Source organism: Bacteroides sp. AM44-19 (assembly GCF_003603395.1).
In the GTDB taxonomy this organism is placed as follows: Bacteria; Bacteroidota; Bacteroidia; order Bacteroidales; family Bacteroidaceae; genus Bacteroides; species Bacteroides uniformis.
Genome location: NZ_QTNB01000006.1, coordinates 222,091 through 238,848, shown reverse-complemented (window position 1 = coordinate 238,848; position 16,758 = coordinate 222,091). Strand labels below are relative to the sequence as shown.

The 16,758-nt window shown below is 41.7% G+C and carries 17 protein-coding genes; 1 reads left to right on the top strand and 16 read right to left on the bottom strand.

The window, feature by feature from the left end; genetic code table 11:
• On the top strand, positions 1-1,020 hold the full coding sequence (locus DW947_RS12040) for a hypothetical protein (RefSeq protein ID WP_004293514.1): 1,020 nt from the start codon (positions 1-3) through the stop codon (positions 1,018-1,020).
• 453 nt (positions 1,021-1,473) lie between these two features.
• Here the strand turns inward: DW947_RS12040 and DW947_RS12030 are convergent, their stop codons facing one another.
• From DW947_RS12030 to DW947_RS11960, 16 genes are all read right to left on the bottom strand, one after another.
• Positions 1,474-2,172 carry a DUF4276 family protein gene (locus tag DW947_RS12030; RefSeq protein WP_004293516.1) on the bottom strand — a complete coding sequence of 233 codons (699 nt, stop codon included), beginning with the start codon at positions 2,170-2,172 and terminating at the stop codon, positions 1,474-1,476.
• Positions 2,169-3,293, bottom strand: coding sequence for an AAA family ATPase (locus DW947_RS12025; RefSeq protein WP_004293517.1), 1,125 nt, complete (start codon positions 3,291-3,293; stop codon positions 2,169-2,171). Before DW947_RS12025 ends, DW947_RS12030 begins: the two co-directional genes overlap by 4 nt.
• A 330-nt stretch (positions 3,294-3,623) precedes the next feature.
• The gene (locus DW947_RS12020; RefSeq protein ID WP_004293518.1) at positions 3,624-3,989 is read right to left on the bottom strand and encodes a hypothetical protein; all 366 of its coding nucleotides are present in this window, start codon (positions 3,987-3,989) and stop codon (positions 3,624-3,626) included.
• Between the two features lie 36 nt (positions 3,990-4,025).
• The gene (gene wecB / locus DW947_RS12015) at positions 4,026-5,186 is read right to left on the bottom strand and encodes a non-hydrolyzing UDP-N-acetylglucosamine 2-epimerase (protein WP_004293519.1); all 1,161 of its coding nucleotides are present in this window, start codon (positions 5,184-5,186) and stop codon (positions 4,026-4,028) included.
• Positions 5,187-5,190: 4 nt separating this feature from the next.
• On the bottom strand, positions 5,191-5,889 hold the full coding sequence (locus DW947_RS12010; protein ID WP_004293520.1) for a WecB/TagA/CpsF family glycosyltransferase: 699 nt from the start codon (positions 5,887-5,889) through the stop codon (positions 5,191-5,193).
• Between the two features lie 14 nt (positions 5,890-5,903).
• Positions 5,904-7,097, bottom strand: a complete 1,194-nt coding sequence (locus tag DW947_RS12005; RefSeq protein ID WP_004293521.1) for a glycoside hydrolase family 88 protein — start codon at positions 7,095-7,097, stop codon at positions 5,904-5,906.
• A gap of 9 nt (positions 7,098-7,106) precedes the next feature.
• Complete coding sequence (locus DW947_RS12000) at positions 7,107-7,595, bottom strand: serine O-acetyltransferase (RefSeq protein ID WP_004293522.1); 489 nt, start codon at positions 7,593-7,595, stop codon at positions 7,107-7,109.
• A gap of 11 nt (positions 7,596-7,606) precedes the next feature.
• The gene (locus tag DW947_RS11995; protein ID WP_004303995.1) at positions 7,607-8,035 is read right to left on the bottom strand and encodes an acyltransferase; all 429 of its coding nucleotides are present in this window, start codon (positions 8,033-8,035) and stop codon (positions 7,607-7,609) included.
• Positions 8,032-9,114, bottom strand: a complete 1,083-nt coding sequence (locus tag DW947_RS11990; RefSeq protein ID WP_119958534.1) for a glycosyltransferase — start codon at positions 9,112-9,114, stop codon at positions 8,032-8,034. The genes DW947_RS11995 and DW947_RS11990 overlap by 4 nt, the downstream gene beginning before the upstream one ends.
• Positions 9,115-9,236: 122 nt before the next feature.
• Entirely contained in the window at positions 9,237-10,388 is a 1,152-nt protein-coding gene (locus DW947_RS11985; protein WP_227043624.1) for an EpsG family protein, read from the bottom strand.
• Positions 10,389-10,461: 73 nt separating this feature from the next.
• On the bottom strand, positions 10,462-11,718 hold the full coding sequence (locus tag DW947_RS11980) for an oligosaccharide flippase family protein (protein WP_004303994.1): 1,257 nt from the start codon (positions 11,716-11,718) through the stop codon (positions 10,462-10,464).
• 96 nt (positions 11,719-11,814) lie between these two features.
• Positions 11,815-13,020: a UDP-N-acetyl-D-mannosamine dehydrogenase gene (gene wecC / locus DW947_RS11975; RefSeq protein ID WP_004293527.1), complete on the bottom strand. Its 1,206-nt coding sequence runs from the start codon at positions 13,018-13,020 to the stop codon at positions 11,815-11,817.
• Positions 13,017-13,178 carry a hypothetical protein gene (locus DW947_RS21630; protein ID WP_004293528.1) on the bottom strand — a complete coding sequence of 54 codons (162 nt, stop codon included), beginning with the start codon at positions 13,176-13,178 and terminating at the stop codon, positions 13,017-13,019. Before DW947_RS21630 ends, wecC begins: the two co-directional genes overlap by 4 nt.
• A 63-nt stretch (positions 13,179-13,241) precedes the next feature.
• Entirely contained in the window at positions 13,242-13,937 is a 696-nt protein-coding gene (locus tag DW947_RS11970; RefSeq protein ID WP_004293529.1) for a tyrosine-protein phosphatase, read from the bottom strand.
• Between the two features lie 89 nt (positions 13,938-14,026).
• On the bottom strand, positions 14,027-14,260 hold the full coding sequence (locus tag DW947_RS11965) for a hypothetical protein (RefSeq protein WP_004293530.1): 234 nt from the start codon (positions 14,258-14,260) through the stop codon (positions 14,027-14,029).
• 79 nt (positions 14,261-14,339) lie between these two features.
• The gene (locus DW947_RS11960) at positions 14,340-16,757 is read right to left on the bottom strand and encodes a GumC family protein (protein ID WP_004293531.1); all 2,418 of its coding nucleotides are present in this window, start codon (positions 16,755-16,757) and stop codon (positions 14,340-14,342) included.
• Position 16,758 lies beyond the last annotated feature (1 nt).

The window sequence follows — 16,758 nt, the reverse complement described above, 5'->3', positions numbered from 1 at the left end:
ATGTACAGACGGTTTCTCAATAATGACGACTATCTTGGGATAATTACTCCGGAAGCCCTGGCACAACTCACGCGGGGCAATGATGCACGATTCATCCAGGCGGAAGAATCGACGGAGATGAGTATCGTGGAATATTTGTCGGAGAACTACGAGATTGAAAAGGAACTTGCAAAAGGAAAATATATCGCCGAATACGACCGTCGGATTACCTATCCCGTGGGTGTGCATGTCTATTTCGAGGGACAAATCCATGAGGTGATACGCTCCGTCAGCGGCTATCGCAAGCCGGCAACGGTTGTCTATTGGGAAGAGAGTTCTGATATCCGTGTCGATGCGGGACAAGTTGTAAATTATTCCCAGTTCAACACCTATTATCCGGGAGATAAAGTGAATTATAACGGCATTGTTTATACTTGTCTTAATGAAAACGGGTACAAGTTCGATGATGTCCGTATCCCGTTGGTCGGCGGTTGGATCGAGGCGGAAGCCTCGTTATGGCAGCCTGTCGAGTATCCTCTGTGGGCAGTCGTCGAGTATGAAGGAGCATTCTATACTTTGATGACGCTTGAAGGTTTCGATTACAATCTTGACCCGATGGTTTCCGACTGCTGGGGAGCCATAGCCGATTACGATTCATCATACAATGCCTATGAGTTGTCGGAACACGAATATGTCGTTTATGACGGACGGGTATTTTACCCGGAAACGGATGTGAACGCGGACACACCGCAAGTCGGGCAGAACCTCTCGTTGCATGACCCCCGCAACTACAATCTCAAGAAGCACATGGTCCGGCTGGCCATCTACGAACTCACGAAACTCATTGCTCCGAATAATGTCAGTGTTGTCCGCATGCGCGATTACGAGGATAGCATGAAATGGCTCAATGATGCCGCCAAACTACGGCTTAATCCGCAGATTCCCCGCAAAGTCGATGACTCGAAGAAACCTGTCACCGACTGGCAACTGGCTACTTTCCAGACGGATTATGATCCGTATAAGAATCCGTGGATGGTGTAAATAGAAAAAGTATTAGGTATCAGAGAAATAATTGTTACATTTTTTCAACTGACTAAATAACAGAAGAATGTCGATGCCTTATACCTTACGAGCAACTAATCAAATCTAGCATCTCGTTACTTATCTAAATTTTTTAATTAGTAATATCTGGTAAATGCCGGAATTCCGGAATGAGGGATAGAAAAGTGAAAGAACTCTTTCGTACAAAAAAACAGATTTTCGGGCATTGAAAGAATAATTGATAATCAGTTATTTGTGCTGTTTTTTGACCAAAAACTTGTTTTTTGGACAGAGCAAAAATTGTCTTCTCAATTAAAAGATGGGAAACTCGCAGTCTTTATATAGCGAGTATTTCTTCCTACACCCTCTTTCTGTATAATCCCCATCTCTTCCATTTTTGAGATAAACACTCGAACCTGTCTGTCAGAACCTTGATATTATCTGATTACAGAATCAGCAGTCTATCAACTTTTCTATCCATTCATTGAAGTGACTGCACCGGGCACGAAGTTCATCCATGCCGACACTTTTGGTAACATCTTTGCCGGTAGCCGGCTTATTGTAGTTGTAATGCTGTTTTTTGTCTCCTTCTATCGCCTTGATAATACGTTTGCTCGGAGCCGTTTCCGGACTATTGTTTATCAGCTCGGGGTTGCTGGTTTTCTCCAGGTCTTTTTTCAGCTGTTCGCAGCGTTTCTCACAACCGGGGTAACGCTTTGCCAGATAGTCAATACCGCAAAAGAGCAGAGCTTCAAATTCATGCAGCTGAATATAGGGAATGAAACGACTATCGTTGATTGCTTCAGCAAACGCCGTTTCCAATGCTGCGACACGGGCGTAAGGCTCACCGATTGCTTTGGCTGCTTCATAACCGGGAAAATCATCCGGCAATGCGTAGAGGTCGAACATCGTTGTGAAAACATGACGTTCGTATTCGCCGTCCATCTTCATTTTCCGCAACAGTTCTAGGTCTGTCACCGCCTGAGCATAGCTCAGCATTCCACCACGGGCATTCTTTTTCTTGTTAGTGGTAATCAGGATGCTTTTTACACCTGCCACACCTTGCGCTTGCAGGTAGGGACGCAACACTTCCTCCACAAATCCCTGTTCCGTCTGTCCCTCACAAAGGACATGAATAATCTTCGCTTTCATACGGGACGTCCTCCTATGATGTTTTTGTCCCAAAGTTCGCTCACCGTATAGTTCTGAAGCCAAAGATGATATTCTTTGGCGTCAAGGTGAGTGACAGAGGTTGCCTGCGTTTCCTTGTTCATTTCCACCACAGAGATATCGCCGATGTCGAAATGATCGACCAAATCCTTGCTCTGCGTGGCAATAATGACCTGTGCGTGTATGGACGCATCCTTAATCATTTCTGCCAGCTGGCTGATGGCATAGGGATGCAAGCCAAGTTCCGGTTCATCCAAAATGATGACGTTGGGCATTGTCTGGGCAGGCTGCAGAAGCAAGGCGGCCAGGGCAATGAAACGGATAGATCCGTCGGAGAACTGGTAGGCATTGAAACGATAGTCCGTGGCAGAATTATCTATCCACCGGAGAGAAATGATACCACCCACGGGCTCCAGATAGAAGTCCTGGAACTGGGGAACTACGTCACGGACATAGTCAACAATCCGGTTGTAGGCATCCTTGTAGTTCTCCCGCAGGAACAGCAGGAAAGAAGGCAGATTGTTTCCGTGCGACTGGAGGTAATTGGCCGTCTCGACGGGACAAGCCTGACGTAGCGGCCCCTCTGTCGATGAATCGTGAAACTGATATACCTTGCAGTAAGAAAGCATCTGGAAAATAGTTTTGGCAACCGGATCCTCACACTCTGCGAGAGCGGACTCCTTGAAATTCGGTTCCAGTGCTATCTCATAGGGCTTTTTCTCCCCCTTGCGATGCCATGTAATCCGCTCTTCCGTGATAATCAGCCTGTCGGGAGTGGCATTGGCCAATGAAAAGCCATAAACATCCATGGAATTGCTGTCGGCAAACTTCAGTTCTCCGGACATGACCGGTGTCCGTTTAATGCCGTAATGCAGCAAGGCATGAGACGTGCCCGATATTTCCACATATCTCCCGAATGACTTGCTCATCATGTAGCTCAGCATCCGGAAAAAACTGATGATATTGCTCTTGCCTGCACCGTTGGCACCCAACAAGATGCTGACATCACCCAGCTTCAAGGTCACAGGTCTGTCATAGGCTATGGATTTATATCCTCTGATCGTGACTTCTTGTAATTTAGTCCTTTGGTATGTCTTTGCCATTATCGTCATATTATTGATTGAATTACAAAAATAACCATAAATCCCAATACGAACGAAGGAATGCTCAAAAAACTATAGAGTTAATTTGTCCGGAGTCTGAAGGCATAAATAAGAAATCTGTTTTTCTTTTTAGCTAGGTCGGATTTTCAGTTCTGCTATGTGTTTCTTCTTCTCCAAGCCCTTTGTGGTAAATCCTTCACATCGAAATGGGAAAAAGACGTGCAGAACAAGCGGAACACTCGGTAAATGCCGGGATTCCTGAATGAGGGATAAAAAGTGAAACGCCTGCCAATGATAACAAAACCAGCAGGCGTCATTTATTATATTTTGTCATTTTACGAATGTGACATCTCCTTCCACAACTTCCCAGTCGTCGATTTCAGCTCCTATTCCCGGTGTGCGAAGCCCGTCCGTACCGAGTATAAGCGAGATTTGACATTCCTGTCCCGCTTTGAAATTCGGAATGGACAGGTAATCATAGACCATTTCATTCAAGTGAACTTGGATGAAAGGCTCTACCGGGCTGTAGTCTAACGGCAAGGTGGCAATGTAATGTCCGTCGCCGGTATGGTCTTCCGCAGCCACAGACAAGAAGTTACCGTTGCCGTCCATACAATTGAGCCAAATGTCTGCCTCTGTTATGCTGCCGATGTCTTTGTCCGCCTGCAATACGACATTCACCTTCGGTACTAACATATTTCTTCTGGTGAATGTGTCAAGAAAATACAAAAGTTACAACCGAACATTAAGTGTTTGCGTTATACGCATACACGCTTTTCCGTCACCGTAAGGATTAATGGCTTTACTCATTTGCTCATAAGCAGATGCATCATCCAATAAAATCGATACCTCGGAGACAATTTTGTTATAATCGGTTCCTACCAATTTTACCGTTCCTGCATCCAACGCCTCCGGACGTTCGGTGGTGTCACGCATCACCAGTACCGGTTTGCCTAACCCCGGAGCCTCTTCCTGAATACCACCGCTGTCGGTAAGGACAAGGGTCACTTTTTCCATCAGGAACACGAAACTCAGATATTCCAATGGTTCGATAAAGAACATATTTCCCAAACTATTCAAATTCTCCCCGAATACTTCATGGATAGGTTTGCGGACATTGGGGTTCAAGTGCATCGGATAGACAAAGTCCACATATGGATATTTTGCCGTCAGATCCTTAATGGCTGTGCACATGCTGATGAATCCGTCTCCGAAATTTTCACGTCGGTGTCCGGTTATCAAAACGAGTTTCTTGCCATCAGCAAGCCGTGAGGTATCGTAACCCGCTTTTTCCAGCACCCCGGCAAGTTCTTGTTGTAGAGCTCCGTCAGTCTTTATTTTATCAACAACGATATGAAGGGCATCGATGACCGTATTCCCTGTTACGGTTATCTTGTCCTCCTGCACACCTTCCGTCAACAGATTTTTCTTGCTTAAAGCGGTCGGAGAAAAGTGATAGGTGGCAATGCGCCCTGTTATTTGTCTGTTCATCTCCTCCGGCCAAGGGCTGTATATGTTGTGGGTACGCAGGCCCGCTTCTACATGACCTACAGGGATCTGCTGATAGAAAGCTGCGAGTGCGGCGGCAGTAGAAGTGGTTGTGTCACCGTGCACCAATACCACATCAGGTTTCGCCTTGTTCAACACATCACGCATCCCGGTCAGCACACGGGCGGTTACATCATACAGATCTTGCCCCTGCTTCATGATGTTCAAGTCATAATTCGGCTTGATATCGAATATCTGCAACACCTGATCGAGCATTTCACGATGCTGCCCCGTCACGCAGACGATTGTTTCAAAGTCTGCTGATTTTTTTTGGAACTCCTTCACCAACGGAGCCATCTTAATGGCCTCCGGACGAGTCCCGAAGACCAGCATTACCTTCTTCATTGTTCTATAATTTTTTAGTTATCAGCCACCAGGCATACTTTATCAAGTGAATTTGCCGTTTTATTCTTTTCGGTTCTTTGAGCAACCGATAGGCAAATTCAAGATTGTGGTTCACCCACCATTTAGGAGCCCTTTCCACATGGCCAGTATATACATCGAAGCTGCCGCCTAATCCTTGAAAGATGGCTTTGTGTCTATGCTGTATTTCTTCCATCAGTAATTCCTGTTTAGGAGACCCCATAGCCACAAATACCACATCAGGTCTTTTTTCGGTTATGTCTTTTATAAGTCTTTCCCGTTCCTCGTTTGCCTTGATATATCCATCCCGATAACCGATAATGTGAATCCCTGCATATTCTTTACGCAGTTTAGACACAGTTTCTTCTATGATTTGAGGTTTACCACCTATCAAATAAAAAGTCTTTTCTCTATAAAATTGAGCTACAATTTTGAGCCACAACTCACAACCGGGAATTTTACACGCATTTTCAAAACCTTTTTGTTTGAGAGCCATTTGTGCGCCGGCTCCATCGCAATACCCTATGTTCCGATTGATAATTCCTCGTGTCTGATCTGTAGCATGTAAAATTTTCTCAGCATTTATGGCTACTAATATGCCCTTATTATCGTTTACAAAAGACAACAAAGACTGTTCGGAATCGAACGGATATATTTCGACTCCGTTTAAAGAAACTTTATTCATTTATGTTGGAAATTTTATATTGCGAGTAAATAATGCGACATTGCATTAAACATAAATGCATTACTCCATCGCATATACGAGATTTTAGAACTGATGCCAGGTTTTAATTGGTAGTAGAAATACCCCTTTTTATCTTGCATATTTCGGATTGTCCATTGCAATACTTTTTTGGCAAGTTCCTCATATTTTTTCATCTTATGTAGGCGGGTCAATGTTATCAATAGCTGCCCTGGACAATGGATGTCAATAGGATACATTCGGTTATCATAATATTTAGGAGTTCCGTCCGCTTCGAAAAAATGATTGACATAGTAGTCGAAACCTTTTTCGATGTAACCATTGAAAGCATGATCCTCTGTCAACTCTTGATAAGCGATCAGCGCATCTAAATTATATCCTGTATGAAAGCTGTCTACCCAATTCTGTACGGGGAGCATTCCATATACCCAAGCCCCGTCTTCCCGTTGCCCGGAACAACAGGCTTTAATGGATAGCTCCGCTAGTCTTTTGTATTCCTCCTGTTGTGTATAATAAAAACAATAACTCAACAATCGAGAACCGAGCAGCGAAGCATTGAACACAGTGTCATTACCCTCTAACGGACTATAAGAAAAGAGAAAGCCACCATTATACGGCGTGCGATGCAAATCTTTTATTACAAAATCCGCTGCACTTAATGCAATCTCCAAATAGTGTTTGTTCCTAGTTATTTCATATGCCTGCATCAGTGCCGTGGCACAGAAATTTGTAGCAACTACTGTGGGCGTGAATTTGGGAAAAAGAAACAGACGGCGTGCCTGCCAATCGAAGTTATACCCCCAGCAAGCACCGCTGTAGCCTTTAGATTGTAAGGATATAAGCAACTCTGCCAATTCTTCAATCCGAGCCTTTATCATCTCCAACGTTCCCATTTTTTCGGATAATTGCGGATGATTTTCCACAACTTTATACAGATTGCAATATCCGGACAAGAACAGCCCGATACCTTTTGCGTTATACTCTTTCGGAACGAAAGCCATCCGTCTCATATTGAAAGGGCAACGCTTGAAACCTTGTATGACCATCAATCTGCACAATACAGACTTTTTCAGCAGCGGAATTGCCTGAAAAATTTTAGAGTTGAGACCATCATACGGATCCCAACCCTTGAAATGTTCAGTCTCACAATAAATTTTTAGCTTATAAAAAGCATCTGCAATATCATTCATTGGTGTTATTCATTTTGTCAAGAATGGCATACGGCCATCTTTATACTTTGGGTTTGTCTCAATCGCATAATCAAGATTCTTTCTCCAGCCAATAATCTTTGCCGGACATCCTGCTACAATAGCACCTTTGGGAACACTTCGGTTGACAAATGAATTTCCAGCGATTACCACATCATCTTCTATTACAACAGGGCCAGCAATAATAACATTAGGTCCCACCCAAACATTATTCTTTAGACAAGGAACTTCTTTATATGGAAACTGCCGTACAGTAGAAAATCGCAATCCTAATACGCAATTTTCTCCGATTTCTGTTCCCGGTATTAAGACAGTGCTAATCCCTTTGCACACACAGTATGACCCTTTTCCTATTTTTGAATCAGCGGTTATTTTTGAATTGAAAATGAGAAAAATCAATAGTTGTACGATTTTGGGCAAAACCGGAATATGGCGTTCAAATAGCCAACGTTCTACCCTATAGAATGATATAATGTCCATATGAATTAATCCTACCGTTTTCTTATAAATTTTGCGGGATTTCCTGCCCAAACTTCATTGGCTGGTATATCTTTGGTCACAACAGAACCTGCTCCAATTATAGCTCGCTCTCCAATTGTTACAGGTTTTACCACCAAAGTATTCATTCCGAGATAGGCGCCTTTGCAGATATGAACCTTCCCCCTGTCGTAACTTCCAGTATTAGGATTCATGAAATGTGTTACTATTTTCACCCCCGATGTCAAACGAACACCTTCTTCGATAAAAATATCTTGTGGATAATTTGTGTCAAATATGACGCCCTCACCGATAAACGTTCTTTTGGGGCTGATTATCTGCACTCCACCCCATTTGCAAACTAATGGTCTCCATGCCCTTGATTTCATGGGTAGATGTTGGAGGTGTAAAAATATTAGCTTCTTGATTCTCAGAATATTCATAGCTCAATATATTTCTTTAGTGTATTTTCAAATTTTCGGACAACAACGGATGCAACAAAATGGGTTTTCGCATATTCGGAATTATATATTGATACACTCCTCATTTTAGCAGGATTCTCGATATATGGTTTCATTGCTTCTGCAAAAACTGCCGGATCTAACGAACTTGATATATATCCCATCTTTCCATTTTCAAAGAAATCTATTAGGCCACCCACTTTTCTGGTAAAAATAGGGAGTCCGAAAATCATTGCTTCCAAAACCACAGTTGGCATACCTTCCGTATAACTTAGAAACAAATACATATCGGCGTTAATGTATTCCTTTTTAAAATCTTCCCCACGTAACTCTCCAGTAAAACGGACATCCTTTATTTTCTTATTCTCAACATATTGTTTCAACATAGGAAGTTCTGAGCCATCACCGACAAAGGTCAATGTCAGATCCTTGTATTGTGACTTAAGTATTGAAAATGTATCGACTGTTTCATATACACCCTTGGCCTTTTCTATTCGCCCGCTATACATAATGTTTTCGGCTTTTCTTTGTCTCATCGAAAGGTCAAAACCTGAAATAAAATAATCGGGTACTTTTGTCGAAGTTAGATGTATATCAGATTTTATCCCCCTCCTTATCAATTCATTCTTGAAATCTTGGGATAACACAAAAATACACAAGGCCTTATTCAAATTGGCACTTATCCATTTCCAATCTGCATTTTTAGCATACTCGAAATTGAAACCATGAATAAATACGGATGTTTTCTTTCTGAAAAATCGGCAAATGTTTAAATATATAAAATCTCGTTTTAAGGCTTTATCTCCAAGCGATGGGTTAAGTAGTACTATATCAGGTTTAAAGCAAATCAATCGGATTATAAAACGGATAATTAAAAATGGATAAAATATATTACGCCAAGGCTTACGACCGAAATAAAAATATTCAATATTTTCTTTCCAATACTCTTTAATCCCTAAATAATAATTAGTTACTCCTCCATATCCGGATTTAGTGGGAACAGTTATTAATACCCTCATTGTTAGTGTTTCAATTGATATGATTAAAATAATTAAGAACATTGAACATCAACGGTTAATCTATTTTCGTTTTCTGATGTTATGCCTTTTTGGTTGTTCGTATTGGTAGCTATCCATAGACCATACATCAGCACGATGAGAAATTCAGATTACAAAATTTTTCATCATGAACATAGATTACTAAACCATAAGTTTAGTTGGAACAACATGTGCCTCTGTTCAACTAATGGTGTAACAATGAAATACAATACCGGTATAATTGTAACCATAGTTATTAGTAGCTGGGACTTAAAACTCAATTTGGATTGAATATCCATAACCCACATATATGTAAAAACATATAAGAATAGCACGGCAAGTTTGAAGAATCTATCATAAAAAGTCAAACTGACATATCCGAAATTGGCAAAAGACAATAGGAGAATACAGAACCCCCAGAATTTGACATTCTGCTCCCAAAATTCTTTCCCTATTTTTTTATATAGTATATAGATCACAGCCAAGACACCGAAAACGGCAATTGTTTCACGAAGCAAATAGAACTGATTACCATACTCGCGTATTTCCTCTGCATACTTTCCAACAGACTGTATGATATTTTGATTCCTAACGCTCTCTTTGACGTAGTTTTCAAATATGCCAAATTGTGCGATATTAGTGACAAACGCGATTTTCGCAAAGCGAACGATGAATGATACGATAAGAATTAAATAGTACACTTTAAACCTATATCGCAAGAGTAGGTTTAATACAGCCGCGACACATAAGGCGAGTAGTGAATAGTGAAAACAAATACATAACGCAGATAACCAAAGGTACTTAACGGCTCCTGAATTAAGGTATCTCAAATAGAAGCCAGTAAAAACAAATGCTCCGCTCCAAAAGCGAAAACCGAGAAACCAATAGTATTCTACAGTAAAAATCACTCCCAGGAAGAGTAGCCATGCAGGAATTGACATTTTCTGCATATATAATGGCTGGAGTGGTTTTACGACTCCAAATATAAATAGAGAAGTATATACCACACACGCACAAGCAGAGAAAAAATTCCGGTTATCAGCAATTAAACCAATGAAATATTTAAATAATACAGGATATATTTCTTTGCCATATTTTGATGTTCCAGAGTCCATCCATTGCTCAACCAATGATTTGTCGGCAATACGATGAAAATGCTCATAATGAACCAACAAATCCATTTGTGGCTCATAAAACCAACCAAAATAGAAAGAAAAGATAATAAATAGAATGGGGGCAAACCTTTGTCTGAAAAACATTAATGACAAACACAGTCCTACAAAAGGAATAAATGTCATTATTACAGACAAGATTACAATTAAGGCTAAAGAAATAGCCCAATGTCGAGAATTAGTATCTATATTGTATATCCTATTGTTTATCAACATTACCAACTCTTACTTTATTGGCTAAATATAGGCGCAAAACCAAACATCCCACGTTCGCTATAATCAAAGCCCAAATAACACTTCCTATGCTAATACTGTGAGTAAGAATCAAGACAAGGACAACAATGATGTATATGATTGCAGAATAAATGGTTGTCATATTTACCTCATTGATTTTTCCAAGTACGCCCAAATAAGGGAAACCGAACATGTCAGCTGGCACACTAATCGCCAATAAAAGCAAGAATAGGTTGAAATACGTGGTTATACTTGCTGTTTCAGTCTTAATAAAAATCGGTATAAGATACGGTGATAAGAAATATATACAAGCTAAAGCGATTGTATTGGCAATACATAAAAGCAATACCATCTTAGTCGCTCTACCCATATTTTTTATCCTTGTGAAATATGGGTAAAATATCTGAGATAAAAGCGGAGAAACAAATGATGAATACGCATTATGAAGTTTTTCCGCAGCTGTATATAATCCGACTGCAAAATCTCCAAGAATAAAGCCAAGCACTAAGGTATTCATTGTTTTATAGGCTCTCATCAAAAAAGTTGATGAGAAAAACGGAATACTATCCTTAAGATAAAATTTCACTTCTTGTGCCGAGACTATTTGAAGTTTGATCCCGTATCTTTTTTGGGCAATGAATAAAGCGACAATACCTGAAACAAATGTTTCAAGAGCATAGCACAACATCACCAATGCATAATCATCAGTAGACTTAACGATTAAAAAAATAGGCAATATACATAATAGCTTTATTGGCACGCTGATACGTGTTATATATTTAATGTCCTCCATTGAACGGAAAAGCCAATAGGGAGCAATGACAACCCCTATCAAACGAATAAAGGCTAATATATAAAGCGTGAGTTCATTCCTTAGTGAAGGAATCAACCCTACAACTAAAATATAAACAAATAGAGAACAGAGTATGAGAAAAAACTTACATTGCAGAATAGAAGAAACTATCCTTCCCAATTTTTCTTGATTGTCTCTATTATTGACGACATGCCTGACATTAGATAAATCGAAACCGAACTCATTGAATATCTGAAAGTAAAAGCTAAATATAATGGCAAAATTTACAAGACCGTATTTTTCTACTCCTATAACGTTCAACAAATATGGAATTAGTAGAATTGGTATAATGCTACTGAAACCATAAAGGAGAAACTGATTCCAAATATTTGACAACAATCTTGATTTGAAAACTTGGCTTAATGTCATCTTCTTAAAGCAATAGATTTTCTGTAAATCTGCAATCAGTATATGTGTACGTTTATTGGGAGGGTAAGTCTTGGTAAACTTAATGATTGTCTACCTCTATTGCTTAAATATTCCACAGAAATCAAGTATCACTTTATCATCTTTCCACGGTAGTTCTTTGAAAGGTGTATGGGCTGTAAGGAACACAACAATATCGGCTTTGTCATAAGCCTCTTTATAGTCTGTCAACTTGAACACGTTATGTTCTTTCACATTTGGCTCTACCACTAAAATGTTGGCATTATTACATCCTTGCATTACTTTAGTTGTGATATATTTTGCTGGAGATTCACGCAAATCGTCAATGTCCGGTTTGAATGCCAACCCCATCATTGCTACCACAGGCTTACAGTGATTTTTCAGTTCAAATTCAAACATGGCGTTCTTTACTTTTTCAGCACAATAGAACGATTTATAATTGTTGATTTCGCGTGCTGTAGAAATTATGCGACTTTCAACCGGAAAATCCGCTGTAATGAAATATGGATCGATAGCAATACAATGACCTCCGACTCCACAGCCAGGTTGCAGGATATTTACGCGCGGATGTTTGTTGGCAAGCCTGATAAGTTCCCAAACATTAATCCCTGCCTTGTCGCAAATCAATGAAAGTTCATTGGCAAAAGCTATCTGCACGTCACGACTGCTGTTCTCAGTCAGTTTGCACATTTCAGCGGTCTTGCAATTAGTCCGATGCAGCGTCCCCTGTACGAACTGCGAGTAGAACTCGATTGCTTTTGTTGTACTTTCTTCGTTCATACCGCCAATGACACGGTCGTTATGTACCAACTCATAAATCACATTGCCCGGAAGTACACGCTCGGGGCAATAGGCGATATAAATTTTACCTTCCAATTCAGGACGCTCAGCGAAAATTAAGTCACGCATTTTATCAGTCGTACCAACGGGTGATGTGCTTTCAATTACATATAAGTCACCTTCCTTGAGAAAAGGAAGTACAGCACGAGTTGCCGCCTCTACATACGAAATATCAGGCTCATGATTACCTTTGAACGGGGTGGGAACAACCATAAAGTAAGCGTCACTTGTCTCCGGCTTCGTGCTTGCGTGCAATGTCCCGTTTTTCACAACTTCTTGCAGCATTTCTTCCATCCCCGGTTCAATGATGTGGAGCTTACCTTGATTGGTCAGCTCTACAACTTTGGGGTTGATGTCAACACCCGTTACCTGTACTCCGTGCTTTGCTGCGATAATGGCTGTAGGCAATCCGATATAGCCCAAGCCCATAAAACATGCTTTCATAAAATTGAGTTTAATTGAAATTCTTTTGATTGGTCATTCATACTTTTGAACAGTTCATCCAGCTTTTTCACAAAATTGTCTTTTTGGCTATCGGAAAGTTCCTTATCTTTTAACTGCTCTATAATGGAATGATAAAGAGCCTTTTCTCCGCTTGTCATCTTGTTGTTTATTAATAGGAATTTTTGTTATAGCTTGGCTATCCATAGCCGCAATAATCTTGACTATAAATCAAGCAGTTTTTGTACGTTTCTTGTAACGCTTGTACAAATGAACTTTTGAAATATACTGTAACTGTGAATATCTGTCCCTATATAAGCAATAGCCTGTTCTCTCATAAGAAACATGGCCTTTTTCTTAATCCGGTTGCCATACATACCCGCTATTGATGGAAGATTAATCTGGAATTTCACACCCATGTCTTTTAGCTGTCGGTAATCCGATTCATCCATATAAGCATAACGCTCCGGATGGGCGAGAACAGGGTGGTATCCTTTAGATTTGATGCGAAGCAGGATATTTTTCAAGCCCATCGGAGGACTGAAATAAGAGGTTTCCACCAGCAGGTGGTCGCCATTCTCGCCTAAAGGTAGCAGGTCATTCTTTCCCAGCCGTTCCTCAAAGAGATTGTCAAGCATGTTTTCCGCTGCAAGGTGCAGTTGTACGCCACCTGTGTAAGCAGCCTGCAATTCTGCAAAACGGTCGCGAAGATGGGCAGTCGTATTGGGAATGTCTTCCATGATGTGCGGTGTGAGCCATACGGATTTGATCCCTTGCTCCTCATACAAACGTAGAATTTCCAAAGATTCGTCCATCGTTTGTACACCGTCATCCACGCCCGGAAGAATATGCGAATGATAGTCTGTAAAACCGATTAGCTTTATTATATTTTGTTTTTCCCTTTTTTTAAAAAACCACATATAATGACATAAAACTTTTTAATCATTCCCGATTCCACATGACATATATGCGGAATCCGGGAATGAATTGATTGTCCCGGTGATAAACTTCACCACCAGTTTCGCTTGCCGAAATGATTTATCAACCCGGCCCCAACACAAGCTAAACCGATACAGATAGCCGCAGGAGGACAGATAAATCCACCAGCCAATACTCCGGCTTTTGTTGCGGCAACCACTCCGACTCCTTTGGTAATCAATGCTGTTTTACCAAATACACCTACAGTAACCATACCCGCACCGAATAAGGTCGCTTTGTCTTCTGTAAAATCGTTCTGTGCCATAGTTGTGATTTTTAGTGAAACAATAGGGAAATCAAATTTACATTCTTACTCCGTATTTAATTGCTTGATAATCAACGATTTACTCTATATATTTTTCATCGGAACCATAGTGATATTCCGAACCGTAACCATAGTGATAACCATACCGATAGCCATAACGGTATCCGTAGCGACCACCGCTTCCCTCGGTTCCATTCAGGATCAGGGACATGTTCTTGTATTTTTTCTCCCCGTAGATTTTCTCCAGTTCAGCAAGCATACTCAGTTCAAGCAATCCTGCACGAACCACGAAAATAGTACGGTCAGCCAGCTTCTCGATTATCTGCGTGTCGGCCACCAGTTCGATGGGCGGACAGTCAATCAGCACATATTCGTATTGTTCCCTTACGGTATCTATTACCTGTTTCAGCCGGTCGTCGAACAACAGTTCGGTGGGGTTGGGAGGTATGGTGCCGACAGGAAGGATGTCCAGATATTTCTGTTTCGGATTGGTGACAATTATTTCATTGAGATTGTCAATCCTGCCGCCAAGATAGTCGCTCAACCCCTTGGTAGGAGAGTCGATATAGGATGACGCAGAGCCGTGACGCAGGTCACCGTCGATTACCAACACTTTCTTCCCTTTAATGGCAAAGCTCACGGCGATATTCATGGTCAGGAACGACTTGCCGCTGCCCGGATTGAACGAGGTCACGATGATGACATTCGATGCCTTATCCTTGCCAGTCATGAACTCCAAGTTGGTACGCAATACACGGAATGCCTCGTTGATGATGTCACGGCTGCCCTCCTTGACAACAATGGCCCTGACTTCCTGTGGTTTCTTTCTGAATATTCCTTTCTTCTTTCTTGTGAACAGCGGAATTTCACCGATGAACGGTACGGTTACGCTTTCCAGATCTTTTCTTCCCCGTACACGGGTATTCATGTTCTCACATATAAAGATAATGACTACCGGAATAAGCAGTCCCAAAGCACACGCGACCATTAAGATGTTTTTGCGCACGGGTGACATCGGCAACATGCTACCGTGGGGCGGGGCAACAATACGGGTATTGTAGGCCGTAAATGCCTGTGAGAGTTCGTTCTCCTCACGCTTTTGCAGTAAGAACAAATAAAGAGCCTCCTTTACCTTCTGCTGGCGTTCCACCGAGAGCAGGTATTTGGCTTGTGTAGGGTTAGCTGCTATACGTGATGTTGTCTGTTGCTCCGTCTGCCGCAAACTTTTTATCTGCGAATTCAAGGTTACTATCTGATTGTCGATAGACCTGATTATCGCCCCACGCATGGATGCCAGGGCCTGATCCATATCAACGACCAGCGGATTTTCCGTACTACTGTTCGCAACCAGGCTGTTGCGCTGCAACAGTTGTTTGTTGTATTCGGCAATCTGCGATTCAATATTGGCGCTTTCAATGCCGGAATTGGCCGGAAGCAGTTGGGTACGGTTGGCGTCATTGGACAAATAGTTCCGGATGTAGCGGGTCATGTAGAGCTGGTTGTTCAAAGCCAGAATCTGCGCATTCGTCTGGCTGCTCTGCGCCATATACATGCTCGAAGCCGCCTGCACGTCGGGTAACAGATGTTCGGACTTGTAGGATGAAATGTCCTCGTCCACGTTGCCCAGTTCCTGTTCGATTACGCCCAAACGCTCGTTGATGAACATCGAGGTGCTGATAGCGATCTGGTTCTTGTCCTTCACCCAGTTCTCATTATAAACGGAAATCAACATGCTCAATACATCCTCCGCCCGTTGTACAGAATTATCCCTGAATGACAGGTCGATAACTGACGCTTTCTCATTATTCAATGAAACGGACAGATTGGACGAGCAGGAGTTTACAGCATCATACAAACTGGATTTACCTACATACAATGTGTATGTCTCGCCTTTCACATAATTGGGGGTTGCATGGATAATGATTTTCCCTAATGGCGTAGTGATGGAGTCGAGCAAGCGGCCCTTTATATCCTTTCCGTCGAGCTCCGTCCCGTTACGTGTAAAGTCGGATAAGAGTAATGTGCTGTCTGGCTGTACTTCCAATGTAAACCCAGCCGATTCGTTTTCAGGAAAGTCACTTATCGTTACATCCACTGGTAATGTCAGTCCATAGGCCACCTGACGGTGGAATTTCCCCGGAACGAAGTAATTCATATCCAAACGAAATCGTTTAACTACCTCGGTCATTAAAGCCGGCGACTGAAAGGTGATGAGTTCGTTATTTACATTGGTGCTGGACTGGAACAACCCAAACTCCGAAAAGGATTCCAGATCCGGGGAAACCGACTTGCCTTTGGAATCCTCCTTGATCAACACCGAAGCAGTGCGTGTATATACGGCAGGGGTACACAGCAGATAGACAGCAGCAACACCTGTCGTTATCGCCAAAGACAGGACGAACCACTTCCACCTCGCGAGGCACAGGTACAACAGATCCTGTATCCGCAGGAAATCATCCGGCTGTCCCGGTTTTGTATTCTTTTGATTTACGGCCATA